The organism is Polaromonas sp. P1_F9, assembly GCF_056405615.1.
The window spans coordinates 224,881-237,674 of record NZ_JBFUBT010000001.1 but is presented as its reverse complement, the minus strand read 5'-3'; the positions used below and the strand labels follow the sequence as shown (position 1 = coordinate 237,674).

The following is a 12,794-nucleotide window of genomic DNA, read 5'->3' as shown; positions in this document are numbered from 1 at the left end:
AGGAGAACTGCATCTTGAACCTGATTTCATGGCTGATGACATTGCTGGGCGTCGCCGTGGGCGCGCTTGCGGGTATTTTGCTGTATGCCGCCTGGCTGCGGAAAAGCGCGAGTGCGAAGCTGCGGATACCCCACAAATGGCCGCTGCGTGCCCGCGGGGTGGTTACCAACGATGAATACGAGGTATGGAAATGGCTGCGAAGCACTTTCCACGACCACGCGGTGATGGTCAAGCTGCCGGTGCTGCGCTTTACCATTCCGCTGGAAAAAGACAAGGAAAAGGAAAAAGACAAGGAAAAAACTGCACGCCTGCTTGAGATGCTCAATGGCGTCTACACGACCTTCACTGTCTGCACCCTCGATGGCAAGGTCGTCGGTTGCGTGGATTTGCGCGGCAAACGTGATGTGAGCAAGGCCACCCGCCAGCTCAAGGAAACCCTGCTGTCGGATTGCGGCATTGCCTTCACGTCGATCAAGGCCGGCCGGCCGCCCACGGTCAGCGCCATGCGCGCCGCCTTCCTGGGTGAAATTCCGGAGGAGCTGGTGCAGGAGCACCAGGAAACCCGCGGTGGCGACAGCAGTTTCCACGCCGACCTGGAATCCTTCACCCGGGAACGTGTCAAGGCCGCCAAGGACGCCGCGCTCAAGGAACTCAACAAGGACAATCAGCCCGAAGTCTCTCGGGCGGCGGCTACCCGTAATGTCGGCTTCAACCCCGATGGCACCGGCGGCATTCGTATCGACAAGAACGACCGTTTTGCCACGCAGTGGGAAGACTCCTTCACCCAACCCGCCGACGCGCGGCCGGCCAGGCTCGAATAGGGGCACGGCAATGAGCGCTGCTCAAAGGCAGCTGCCCGCGAGCGGCGGTCAGAGGAAAACGCTGCCGTGAGCAGGCTGGGGCATACCCGGGACAAGATCTACAAAACTGTGGCGCGGCAGCTCCACGGCGTGGTGCCGTGCTGGGTGTGCGGTGAGCACGTTACGCCCCAGGCCGCCACCCTGGAGCACATTTTGCCCCTGAGTGAAGGGGGCAACAGCCACGCAGAAAACCTGGCGATCAGCCATGAAGTCTGCAATGGCCAGCGGCACGCAGCAGGCGCCGTTCCGGCTTCTGCCGCCTCGCCGGGACAGGTGCAGAGGCGCAAGTCCCTGCTTCTTGCCGCCAACCCATGACGTCTTGCGTCCGGTACCTGTTTCGGGTTGTGCTTGCCTTGCTGCTGGTCGGCGCCGGGCCATTGGTTTGGTCGCAGCCGCAGGAGCCCGCGCAGGAGCGCACCGAAGCGCGGGAGATCATCATCGGCAGCGACGACAGATATGTACTGTCCCAGTCGTTTACCTACCTTGAAGACGCCGGCGGCGAGCTGACACTGGCTGACCTTTTGAAACCGGATGTCCAGGCGCGCTTTCAGCCGGTGCCGCAAACCGGCTCGGCCACCAATTTTGGTTTGACCAGCTCGGCCATCTGGCTGCGCGTGAACCTGCGGACCGAACGCAGTACACCCGCAGACTGGATGCTGGAGCTGGCCTATCCGCCGCTGGACCGGCTGGAGCTGTATTCACCGGACGGCAAGGGCGGTTTTGCAGGGCAGGTGGGCGGTGACCTGTTGCCTTTTGCCGATCGGGCCGTGGTGCACCGCAACCATGTGATGCCGGTGCGTCTCAAGCCCGGTGCCGTCAATACGCTCTACCTTCGGGTGACGTCGGACGGCACGGTGTCTGCGCCCGTTCGTCTTTGGCAGCCTGCCGCGCTGTGGCGGCACGACCAGGCTGAGTACGCCACGATCAGCCTCTACTTTGGTTTGCTGGTCGGGCTCTTTTTCTACAACCTGCTGCTGTTTTTCTCGGTGCGTGACCGGGCCTACCTGATCTATGTGGCGTTTGTCGGCTGCATGGCCATCGCGCAGGCTGCGCTAACGGGTTTTGGCGCGCAATTCATCTGGCCGGGCCTTACCTGGTGGAACAGCATTTCGCCCCCTGCGGGCATGGCGGCGACCGCATCTTTCGGCTTGCTGTTTGCACGCAGCTTTCTTTCCAGCGCACTCAAGATGCCGCGCATGGACCGCTTTATACAGGCGCTGGTGGGCGGCTGGCTGTTGACCTTGCTGGCCGCTTTTACGATGCCTTACGTGGTGTCTTCATGGATGGTGACCGTGCTGGCGGTTTTCAGTGTCACCACGCTGGTCGCGGTGGGTCTGCTGAGCCTGCGCATGGGGCATCCCGGGGCCCGGTATTTTCTGGCGGCCTGGGCCCTGCTGCTGGTGGGTGTGGTGACGCTGGCGTTGCACAACACGGGTGTCCTGCCGTCGAATGTGCTCACGGCCAATTCGCTGTTGATCGGGTCGGCACTGGAAATGGTGGTGCTGTCGTTTGCGCTGGCTGACCGCATCAACGTCACCCGGCAGGAAAAAGAGCAGGCCCAGGCCCGCATCATGGCTGAGCAATCCATGGTGGAGGCCTTGAGCGTTTCCCAGGAAAACTTTCGCACCCTGCTGAAAGAGCGCGAAATGATCCTGGAAAATTCTATTGTGGGCATTGCCTTTCTGACAGCGGATGGCCGCTTTCGCTGGGCCAACCAGGCCATGCTCAAGGTATTCGGTGCAGGCAGCAATCCATTGACCTCGATGGAGCCGTTTTACCTGTCGCGTGAGCAGTACCTGAAGGTGGGCGGTGAAGTGGCCGCCTGCGTGAGCCGCGGTGAAAACTACGAAGGCGAGATCCAGGTCCGGCAGTTTGACGGCACCTTGATCTGGGTGTCGCTGTCGGGCAAGTCCGTTGCCGAACGCGACCTTTCGCAGGGCACCGTATGGGTGATCATCAACATCACGCAGCGCAAGGAACTGGAGGCCAAGCTGCTGCGCACATCTTCCGAGCGCGAAGCCATTCTTAATAGCGCGCTGGTGGGCATTGTGCTGTCGGTGAACCGGCGCCATGAGTGGGTCAACGAGAAATTCGCCCAGATGATCGGCAGCCCGCGCGAAGAACTGATGGGGCAGTCTTCCAGCTATATTCATCCCGACCTTGCCACCTGGGAGCAGTTCGGCAAGGAAGCGCGTGAGATGCTGATTGCCACCGGCAGCTATATCAATGAACGCCAGCTCAGAAGGCGGGACGGACAGCTCTTCTGGGTACAGATGGCCGGCAGTTGTGTTCAGCCCCATGACCCTGATTCAGGTGTGATCTGGGCGTTTCTTGACATCACCGAACGCAAGAAATCGGAAGAGGACACACGCGAGGCCCTTGAGCAGCAAAAGGCGCTCAATGAACTGCGCACCCGCTTCGTGGCCATGACCAGCCATGAGTTCAGGACGCCGTTGTCTGGCATTCTTTCCGCCGAGGAATTGCTCAGGCATTACGGCAGCCGCCTGCCTGAGTCGGAAAAACTGGAGATTCTGGACAGCATTGCCGCCGGCGTGAAACGCATGACGGGCATGTTGGACCGCGTGTTGCTGCTGGGCAAGGCCGATGCCCAGATGCTGGAATTTGAACCGCATCCGCTGGACCTGCACAGGCTGTGCCATCAATTGGTGGAAGAGGCGCGCACCCAGCAACCTGACAGCCTGTGCGAGTTGCAACTGGATTATTCAGCCGGGGCGGGTGAAGGCCTGTACGACGAGAAGCTTCTGCGCCACATCTTCAGCAACCTGCTGTCCAATGCGGTCAAGTATTCGCCGCTGGGCGGTCTTGTGCGGTTCACCGTGAGCATCGATCAGGGCATGACCGTCATGGAAGTGGCGGACGAGGGCATCGGTATTCCGGAGGACGAGTTGCCGCACCTCTTCGAATCTTTTCACCGCGCCAGCAACGTGGGCACCATCCAGGGCACCGGCCTGGGCCTGGCGATTGTGCGCAACGCGGTCGACATCCACCGCGGCAGCATCGATGTGCACAGCAGTGCTGGCTCGGGAACCACCTTCATCGTGCGCCTGCCAGCCAGGCACTGAGCGATCCACATGACTCCCGTAATCCACAGGCGCCGGTTGCTTCAGTCGCTGGCGGCAGCGGGTGCTGGCTTCTACCTGCCCCCCAGGGCGTCAGCCCAGCAACGGCTGACCGTCAATCCTTTCACGCTGGGCGTGGCCAGCGGCTCACCCACCCATGACTCGGTGGTGCTCTGGACGCGGCTGATGCTGGGCAATGATGCGGCCATGCGCTTGCAGCCGGCGCCGGTGGCCGTGCGCTGGGAGATTGCGCACGACGATCATTTTTCGCGCATCGTGCAAGCCGGCCAGGCCCATGCGGTACCCGGTCTGGCGCACTCGGTGCATGTGGAAGTGCAGGGCCTGGAGGCCGATCGCTGGTATTTCTACCGCTTTGCGGTGGGCGAGGCGGTAAGCGCCATCGGCCGCACCCGCACCTTTCCGGCTCCCGATGCCGCTGTGGGGCGGCTGCGGCTAGCCTATGCCTCTTGCCAACGCTGGGAACACGGCTACTACAGCGCCTATCGCCACATGCGTGACGAGAATCTCGACCTGGTGATGTTCCTGGGCGACTACATCTACGAATACCCCAACGCCGGCCAGACCGTGCGCGTGCCCACGGGCGGCTGGGTGCTCACGCTGGACGACTACCGCCAGCGCTATGCCATGCACAAAGGCGACGCCGACCTGCAGGCCATGCATGCCGCCTGCCCCTGGCTGGTGACGTGGGATGACCACGAGGTGCAAAACGACTACGCGGGCGCCACGCCCGGCAACAGCGGGCCGCCGGTGCCGGACTTCGCCGCCCGTCGCGCCGCCGCTTACCAGGCTTTTTATGAACACATGCCGGTGCGGGCGTCGGTGCTCACGCGCGCAATGGCGGGCTTGGAAAGCGGTGCCGAAATGCGTATCTATGGCCGTGTGCCCTACGGCCGCCTGGCTTCGCTCTGCATGCTGGACGCCCGTCAATACAAGGATGCGCAGGTCTGCACGCGGGATGGCAAAGCTGGCTCCGGCACACTGAACCCCGCCACCTGCGCTGCCTGGAAAGATCCGGCCCGCAGCATGCTGGGGGCGCAGCAGGAAAGCTGGCTGGATGCTGAATGGAGCCGGGCCATCAGCAAGGAAAGCAGCTGGAATCTGGTCGGCCAGCAATCGCTTTTTGGCCAGCGCGACTTTCGCCGTGGACCGGAGCAGGTTTTCTGGAACGACGGCTGGGATGGTTATGCAGCGGCACGCACGCGTTTTACCAACTCCCTGCGCAAGCACGCCGTGGCGAACCCGGTCATCCTCGGCGGCGATGTGCACGAAAACTGGGTGGGCCACGTCAAGGCCGACTACGCGGATGCGGCCAGCCCGTCCGTGGGCATCGAATTCTGCGGCACCAGCATCACGTCCCGCTCTGCCGGCAACGCGAAAATTCCGGACTACCTCGCCGAGAACCCACACTTTGTATTTGCGGACTCAGAACGCAAGGGCTACGGCGTGGTGGAACTGACCCCGCGCAAGCTCACCACCACCTTGCGAGTGGTGAGCGACGTGACGCGCGCCGACAGCGGTGTGCAGACGCTGGCGCAGTTTGCGGTGCAGGCCGGGCGGCCGGTGGTCGAGAAAGCCTGAATCGGGCATGAGTGCCGCAGGCTCCGGGTTCAGGTGTTTTGAGGCTTTTTTTAAACCAAATCGGGCTCTAGCCCTTTCATTACCTGCGCAGGCAGCTATTAAAATAATAGCAACGAGTGTCCGCCCCAGATGAGTACCTAAGGCGCGGGTACCCGGCGCGGCCAGCAGCGTCAAGCTGCCAGCTCTTCTTCCAGGTTGTCGCTCAAAAAACCGCCGCTCTGGTGAGCCCAGAGCCGCGCATACAGGCCGCCGTTGGCCAGCAGGCTGCGGTGGTCGCCTTCTTCGACGATGCGCCCTTGGTCGAGCACGATCAGCCTGTCCATCGCGGCGATGGTCGAGAGGCGGTGGGCGATCGCGATCACCGTCTTGCCCTGCATCAAAGTGTTCAGGCTGCTCTGGATGGCGACTTCCACTTCGGAGTCGAGTGCGCTGGTGGCTTCGTCCAGCAGCAGGATGGGCGCGTCTTTCAGCATCACGCGCGCAATCGCGATGCGCTGGCGCTGCCCGCCTGAGAGCTTCACACCGCGTTCTCCCACGTGGGCGTCGTAGCCGTGGCGGCCGTGCGGGTCGGTCAGGTCGGCGATGAAGGTGTCGGCTTCGGCGCGCCGCGCGGCCAGGCGCATGTCGTCGTCGGTGGCGCCGGGGCGGCTGTAGGTGATGTTGTCGCGCACCGACCGGTGCAGCAGCGAGGTGTCCTGCGTCACCATGCCGATGTGGCCGCGCAGGCTGTCCTGCGTCACGGTGGCGATGTCCTGGCCGTCGATCAGGATGCGCCCGCCGTCCAGGTCATAGAACCGCAGCAGCAGGTTGACCAGCGTCGATTTGCCGGCGCCCGAGCGTCCGATCAGGCCGATTTTTTCACCCGGCCTGACGGTCAGTGTCAGCTGGTCGATCACCGGCTTGTTCTTGCCGTAGCTGAAGTTCACGGCTTCAAAGCGCACTTCGCCGCGCGGCACGTCCAGTGCGGCCGCATCGGGCGCGTCCACGATGGTGTGCGGCCGTGAAAGCGTGTTGATGCCATCCTGCACGGTGCCCACGCTTTCAAAGAGGCTGGTGGTCTCCCACATGATCCAGTGCGACATGCCCTGCAGGCGCAGCGCCATGGCAGTGGCCGCGGCCACCGCACCCGCGCCGACCTGGCCCAGGTGCCAGAGCCACAGCGAGGTGCCGGCCATGCCGAGGATCAGGCCCATGCTGAGTGCGTGGTTGACGATCTCGAACGCGCTGACAAGCCGCATCTGGGTGTAGCCCGTCTTCATGAATTCGCTCATCGCGTCGCGCGCGAAGCCGGCTTCGCGCCGTGTGTGCGAGAACAGCTTGACGGTGGTGATGTTGGTATAGGCGTCGGTGATGCGGCCCGTCATCAATGAGCGGGCGTCGGCCTGCTGCTTGCCGATGCGGCCCAGCCGCGGCACAAAGTAAAAGAGGCTGGCGATATAGAGCGCCAGCCAGACCAGGAAGGGCGCCACCAGTTTCGTGTCGAAGGCGGCGGCCAGCACCGTCATGGTGGCGATATAGACGCCCATGGCCACCAGCACATCGGCCAGCACGAAGAGCGTGTCGCGCACCGCCAGTGCAGTCTGCATGACCTTGGTGGTCAGCCGGCCGGCGAATTCATCCTGGTAGAAGGACATGCTTTGCCCCAGCATCAGGCGGTGAAAGTTCCAGCGCAGCCGCATCGGGAAGTTGATGGCCAGCGTCTGGTGCTTCACGGTGGTCTGTAGCGCCACGGCGGCGATGCTGGCCACCACGATGAAGGCGAGCCAGCCCAGTGCGTTGCCGTGCTCGGCCCACAGGTTGGCGGGCGCCGTCGCCCCCAGCCAGTCGACAATGCGGCCCAGCATGGCGAACAGCAAAGCCTCAAAAACCGCCATCACCGCCGAGAGCAGCGCCAGCTGCAGGATGTAGCCACGCGCGCCTTCGGTGCAGGCCCACAGAAAGGCCATGAAACCCTTGGGCGGCAAGGAAGGGTCGGCGTCAGGGTAGGCGGGAAGCTGGCTTTCGAATCGTTTGAAAAAACCCATGGATGTCGTTTGTCTTTGGTTCAGGTCTCTGCTTATAAGGCGTTATGGCTGTGGGATCGTTGATTTATTGGGGGAGGATTGATGCGCCGGCTGAAGTGTGGCGGCCTCAGCTGAAAAGCTCCAGCAGGCGGTTCAAGCCGCCTTCGTTGATGGCAACCATGGCCTGCTCGCGCACGCGCGGCTTGGCGTGATAGGCCACCGAGAGACCGGCTACGCCCATCATGGGCAGGTCATTGGCGCCGTCGCCCATGGCAATCGCCTCAAGCGGGTTGATGCCCAGATTGCCGCAGGTTTCGAGCAGCATCTTGCGTTTTTCTTCGCCATCGCAGATGTCCCCCCAGGGCTGGTCGACCATCTTCCCGGTGAGAAAGCCGTCTTTCACCTCCAGCACGTTGGAGCGCGTGTAGTCGATGCCGAGCTCGTCACGCACGCGGTCGGTAAAAAAGGTGAAGCCGCCGCTGACCAGCAGGACCTTCATGCCGGCCTCTTTGCAAGCGTGCACCAGCTCGGCGGCGCCGGGGTTGAGCTTGAGGCGCTGGCGGTAGACCTCGTCCATGCTGGCCACGCTCACGCCCTTGAGCAAGGCTACGCGCTGGCGCAGGCTGTCCTTGTAGTCGGTGATCTCGCCGCGCATGGCGGCTTCGGTGATGGCGGCCACTTCGGCCTTGCGGCCCGCGGCGTCGGCGATTTCGTCCACACACTCGATGTTGATGAGCGTGGAATCCATGTCAAAGGCGATCAGCCTGAAATTGCTGAGCTTGAGGTCTGGCGTAGAGACATTGACGACGAGGCCGGGGGAGATTTCAGCGGGGGTCATGCGGGCGTTGCTTCTGTGGTGGAGGGGGTTTTGGGTTGACCAAGAGAGCGCAGGATGTCGCGCACCATTTGCGCGCGGTCTTTGGGTTCAGGCAACTCGCGCTCGATGCGCAGTTTGTCGTTGCCGGCCAGCTTGATGTGCCGGTTCTTCTGGATGAGGTGCATGATGGCCATCGAATCGATGGGCGGGTCTTTCCTGAAGGTGATGTTGATGCCGCCAGGCGCGGCATCGACCTTGACCACGCCGTAGGGACGGGCGATCACGCGCAGGCGATGCACGTCGATGAGCGTTTGCGCCTGCGGCGGCAACTTGCCGAAGCGGTCGACGATTTCTTCCAGCAGCGCGTCGATCTGGTCGGTGTTTTTGGCGGTCGCCAGCTTTTTGTAGAAAGACAGGCGCAGGTGCACGTCGCCGCAGTAGTCGTTGGGCAGCAGGGCCGGGGCGTGCAGGTTGATCTCGGTGGTCACGCTGAGCGGCGACAGCAGGTCGGGCTCGCGCCCGGCCTTGAGCGATGCCACGGCTTCGCTCAGCATCTCGTTGTAGAGCTGAAAGCCGACTTCGAGCATGTTGCCGCTCTGGTTTTCGCCCAGTACCTCGCCGGTGCCGCGGATTTCCAGGTCATGCATGGCCAGGTAAAAGCCCGAGCCGAGTTCTTCCATCTGCTGGATGGCTTCGAGCCGCTGGCCTGCCTGCTTGGTGAGGCCCTCGATGTCGGGAACCATCAAATAGGCATAGGCCTGGTGGTGGCTGCGGCCCACGCGGCCGCGCAGCTGGTGCAGCTGCGCCAGGCCGAACTTGTCGGCACGGCTCATCACGATGGTGTTGGCGGTCGGCACGTCAATGCCGGTTTCGATGATGGTTGAGCACAGCAGCAGGTTGTAGCGCTGGGCGATGAAGTCTTTCATCACGCGCTCCAGCTCGCGCTCGGGCATCTGGCCGTGCGCCACGGCGATCCGCGCTTCAGGCAATATCTCTTCGAGCTTCTCGCGCCGGTTCTGGATGGTCTCGACCTCGTTGTGCAGGAAGTAGACCTGCCCGCCGCGTTTCAATTCGCGCAGCACGGCTTCGCGGATCACGCCGTTGTTTTCGCTGCGCACAAAAGTCTTGATAGCCAGGCGGCGCTGCGGTGCGGTGGCGATCACGCTCAAATCGCGCAGGCCTTCAAGCGCCATGCCCAGCGTGCGCGGAATCGGCGTGGCCGTCAGTGTCAGCACATCGACCTCGGCGCGCATCGCCTTCATGGCCTCTTTGTGGCGCACGCCGAAGCGATGCTCTTCGTCGATGATGAGTAGGCCCAGGCGTTCGAACTTCACGTCCTGGCTGAGCAGCTTGTGCGTGCCGACCACGATGTCGACCGTGCCGTCGGCCAGGCCCTTGATGGCGGCGGTAATCTCTTTGCCCGAGCGGAAGCGGCTCATCTCGGCGATCTTGACCGGCCATTTGGCAAAGCGGTCCACCAGCGTCTGGTAGTGCTGCTCGGCCAGCAGGGTTGTCGGCGCCAACAGGGCTACCTGCCGCCCGCCGGTCACGGCGATGAAGGCGGCACGCAAGGCCACTTCCGTCTTGCCGAAGCCCACGTCGCCGCACACCAGCCTGTCCATGGGGCGCGGGCTGATCATGTCCTGGATCACCGCGTGGATGGCGGCGCGCTGGTCGGCGGTTTCTTCAAAGCCGAAGTCGTTGGCAAAGGTCTCGTAGTCGCCGGGCGAATAGCGGAAGGCATGGCCTTCGCGCGCGGCGCGGCGGGCGTAGATATTCAGCAGCTCGGCGGCCGAGTCGCGGATCTGCTCGGCGGCCTTGCGCTTGGCTTTTTCCCACTGGCCGCTGCCCAGCTTGTGCAGCGGGGCTTCTTCGGCGCTGACGCCGGTGTAGCGGCTGATCAGGTGCAGCTGGCTGACGGGCACGTAGAGCGTAGCGCTGTCGGCATATTCGAGGTGCAAAAACTCCTGCAGCAGCGGCGTGCCGTCGGCATTGGTGCCCTGGCCCAGGTCCATGTTGATGAGGCCGCGGTAGCGGCCGATGCCGTGGGCGCTGTGTACTACCGGGTCGCCCACATTGAGTTCCGACAGGTCCTTGATCAGCGCTTCAACGTCGCTGACCTGTTCCTGCTTTTTGTTGCGGCGGCGCACGGTGGCGCCCGCGGCAAAGAGTTCGGTCTCGGTGATGAAGTCGATGCCTTCTTCAAGCCAGCTGAAACCGGTGTTCAGCGCCGCTGTGGCGATGCCGAGTTTTTCATCGCTGGCCTGGAAGTCTTCAAGCGAATCAAAGGCCGGGGGGCTGACGCTGCTGGCGCGCAGGAAGTCCAGCAGACTTTCGCGGCGGCCGTCGCTTTCGGCCAGCACCAGCACCCGGTGGGCCGTGTTGCGTACGTGGCCCTTGAATTTGGCCAGTGGGTCTTCGGCGCCACGCACCACGGCCATTTCGCCGAGCTTTTGAAACTGCGCGTTGTCGGCCACGTCTTCGACCGTGGCGCGTATCGCCAGCTGTGCGTAGTCGTTGGCGCGCGCGTAGAACTGCTCAGCGCCCAGGAAGAGCGACTCGGGCGGCAGCGCCGGGCGGTCGGGCGCATCGCGCACCAGGCGGTAGCGGTCTTTGGTGTCTTGCCAGAAGCGCTGGAAGGCAGGCTCCAGGTCGCCGTGCAGCACGACAGTCGCATTGCTGCCCAGGTAGTCGAACACCGTGGCGGTTTCTTCAAAGAAAAGCGGCAGGTAGTACTCGATACCGGCGGTCGCTACGCCGTTGCCCATGTCTTTGTAGATGCGGCTTTTGGTCGGATCGCCGTCCAGCAGCTCGCGCCAGCGACTGCGAAAGCGCGCGCGCGCCTCGTCGTCCATTGGAAACTCGCGTCCGGGCAGCAGGCGCACTTCCGGCACGGGGTAGAGGCTGCGCTGGCTGTCGGGGTCAAAGGTGCGGATGCTGTCGATTTCGTCGTCAAACAGGTCGACGCGGTAGGGCACGGGGCTGCCCATGGGGAAAAGGTCGATCAAACCGCCGCGCACTGCGTACTCGCCGGGGCTGACGACCTGCGTGACGTGGCTGTAGCCGGCGAGCGTGAGCTGGGCCTTGAGTTTGGTTTCGTCGAGCTTTTGCTTGACCTTGAACTGGAAGGTGTAGCCCGCCAGGAAGCTGGGCGGCGCAAGGCGGTACAGCGCCGTGGTGGCCGGCACGATGACCACGTCGGCGCCAGTTTCCTTGTCGCGCTGCTGGATGCGCCACAAGGTGGCCAGGCGCTCGCTGATCAGGTCCTGGTGGGGCGAGAAGGTGTCGTAGGGCAGGGTTTCCCAGTCGGGAAACAGGGCGCAGCGCAGGTCAGGTGCAAAGAAGGCGATCTCGTCCATCAGGCGCTGGGCCGTGGTGGCGTCCGACGTGATGATGGCGGTGAGTTTGCCCGCAGCTTTTTCCCGGGTGCCCAGGCGCGCCAGCAGCAGGGCATCGGCGGAACCGGCGGGCTGGGGCAGGGTGTAGCGTTTGCCGGTGACGAGTGAGGGTAGGTGCATTGAGCGGTGCGCGGTAGGGGTATGGCCAGGCGGGATCAATAAATCATTCAAAAATCAAGCGACAAAAGCCAAGCACCCCAAACCGTCTGGAATGGGGTGCCTGCATGTTCAATGCCCGATTTTAGAATCTATGATGAAGTTATGACGACAAGTAGTGCCAATACCCGTTCCGACGCCCGTTTTTTTGTGCTGATCCCTTGCGCGGGGCAAGGAAGCCGGGCCGGAACCGCCAAGGCCAAGCAATACCACCTGATTGACGGCCGTCCCATGGTGAGGCACACGGTGGAGGCCTTCAGAGCGCTGGCAGACCGCTTTGCGGCAGTCTGGGTGGTGATTTCGCCGTCTGACGATGATTTCCTGGACGTGTTTCCCGATTTCAACCGGAGCAATGAAGTCCTGCTGGTGGGCGGCGGCGCCACGCGGGCGGCCACCGTGCTCAATGGCCTTAAAGCCATGCTGGAGCAGCAGCTGGGCGGCGCCGACCTGAACGACTGGGTGCTGGTGCACGATGCCGCGCGCTGCCTGGTCACGCCCGAGCAGATCAAGGCCCTGATCAACGAGTGCCGCAACGACGCCGTGGGCGGCCTTCTGGCGCAAAAGCTGCCCGACACGCTTAAAACCGAAAAGGACGGCCGTGTGGCCTCTACGGTGGACCGTAGCGACAAATGGCTGGCGCAGACGCCGCAGATGTTTCGCATAGGCGCTTTGATCGACGCGCTGCAGCAAGCCGGCGATGCCGTGACGGACGAATCCAGCGCGATGGAGGCGGCCGGCCTCTCGCCCCGGCTGGTGAACGGCAGCGCGCAGAACTTTAAGGTCACGTATCCAGAAGATTTCGCGTTAGCTGAGGCGATTTTTGAGCGGCGCAGAAAATAAGCCATGCAACCCGAACCACATCATCCCTACAAGGCCCCACG

8 protein-coding genes are annotated in these 12,794 nt (G+C 63.1%); 5 read left to right on the top strand and 3 right to left on the bottom strand.

Going from position 1 to position 12,794, the window contains the following annotated elements:
* Window positions 1-14: 14 nt before the first annotated feature.
* The 4 genes from AC1DYR_RS01110 (at window position 15) to AC1DYR_RS01095 (ending at window position 5,539) form a co-directional block, all read left to right on the top strand.
* The gene (locus AC1DYR_RS01110; RefSeq protein WP_477703465.1) at window positions 15-821 is read left to right on the top strand and encodes a DUF2726 domain-containing protein; all 807 of its coding nucleotides are present in this window, start codon (window positions 15-17) and stop codon (window positions 819-821) included.
* Between the two features lie 66 nt (window positions 822-887).
* Window positions 888-1,175 (top strand): HNH endonuclease, encoded by a 288-nt coding sequence (locus tag AC1DYR_RS01105; protein ID WP_477671903.1) that lies wholly within the window; start codon window positions 888-890, stop codon window positions 1,173-1,175.
* The gene (locus AC1DYR_RS01100) at window positions 1,172-3,943 is read left to right on the top strand and encodes a 7TM diverse intracellular signaling domain-containing protein (RefSeq protein WP_477703464.1); all 2,772 of its coding nucleotides are present in this window, start codon (window positions 1,172-1,174) and stop codon (window positions 3,941-3,943) included. Before AC1DYR_RS01105 ends, AC1DYR_RS01100 begins: the two co-directional genes overlap by 4 nt.
* A 9-nt stretch (window positions 3,944-3,952) precedes the next feature.
* The gene (locus AC1DYR_RS01095; RefSeq protein ID WP_477703463.1) at window positions 3,953-5,539 is read left to right on the top strand and encodes an alkaline phosphatase D family protein; all 1,587 of its coding nucleotides are present in this window, start codon (window positions 3,953-3,955) and stop codon (window positions 5,537-5,539) included.
* A gap of 170 nt (window positions 5,540-5,709) precedes the next feature.
* On the opposite strand, the gene AC1DYR_RS01090 is transcribed toward AC1DYR_RS01095, so the two are convergent.
* The 3 genes from AC1DYR_RS01090 to mfd form a co-directional block, all read right to left on the bottom strand.
* The gene (locus AC1DYR_RS01090; protein ID WP_477703462.1) at window positions 5,710-7,563 is read right to left on the bottom strand and encodes an ABC transporter ATP-binding protein; all 1,854 of its coding nucleotides are present in this window, start codon (window positions 7,561-7,563) and stop codon (window positions 5,710-5,712) included.
* A 106-nt stretch (window positions 7,564-7,669) separates the two neighbouring features.
* Window positions 7,670-8,380: a phosphoserine phosphatase SerB gene (gene serB, locus AC1DYR_RS01085; protein WP_477703461.1), complete on the bottom strand. Its 711-nt coding sequence runs from the start codon at window positions 8,378-8,380 to the stop codon at window positions 7,670-7,672.
* A complete protein-coding gene (mfd, locus tag AC1DYR_RS01080; protein WP_477703460.1) occupies window positions 8,377-11,877 on the bottom strand; it encodes a transcription-repair coupling factor in 3,501 nt (1,166 codons plus the stop codon). The genes serB and mfd overlap by 4 nt, the downstream gene beginning before the upstream one ends.
* A gap of 141 nt (window positions 11,878-12,018) precedes the next feature.
* On the opposite strand from mfd, the gene ispD reads away from it, so the two are divergent.
* Window positions 12,019-12,753, top strand: coding sequence for a 2-C-methyl-D-erythritol 4-phosphate cytidylyltransferase (gene ispD / locus AC1DYR_RS01075; protein WP_477703459.1), 735 nt, complete (start codon window positions 12,019-12,021; stop codon window positions 12,751-12,753).
* Window positions 12,754-12,794: the final 41 nt, after the last annotated feature.

What these genes read in the sequence shown, in the direction of transcription:
- AC1DYR_RS01100 (WP_477703464.1), top strand. Translation starts at nt 1,172, where the DNA reads ATGACGTCTTGCGTCCGGTACCTGTTTCGGGTTGTGCTTGCCTTGCTG.
- AC1DYR_RS01095 (WP_477703463.1), top strand. Translation starts at nt 3,953, where the DNA reads ATGACTCCCGTAATCCACAGGCGCCGGTTGCTTCAGTCGCTGGCGGCA.
- AC1DYR_RS01090 (WP_477703462.1), bottom strand. Translation starts at nt 7,563, where the DNA reads ATGGGTTTTTTCAAACGATTCGAAAGCCAGCTTCCCGCCTACCCTGAC.
- serB (WP_477703461.1), bottom strand. Translation starts at nt 8,380, where the DNA reads ATGACCCCCGCTGAAATCTCCCCCGGCCTCGTCGTCAATGTCTCTACG.
- mfd (WP_477703460.1), bottom strand. Translation starts at nt 11,877, where the DNA reads ATGCACCTACCCTCACTCGTCACCGGCAAACGCTACACCCTGCCCCAG.
- ispD (WP_477703459.1), top strand. Translation starts at nt 12,019, where the DNA reads ATGACGACAAGTAGTGCCAATACCCGTTCCGACGCCCGTTTTTTTGTG.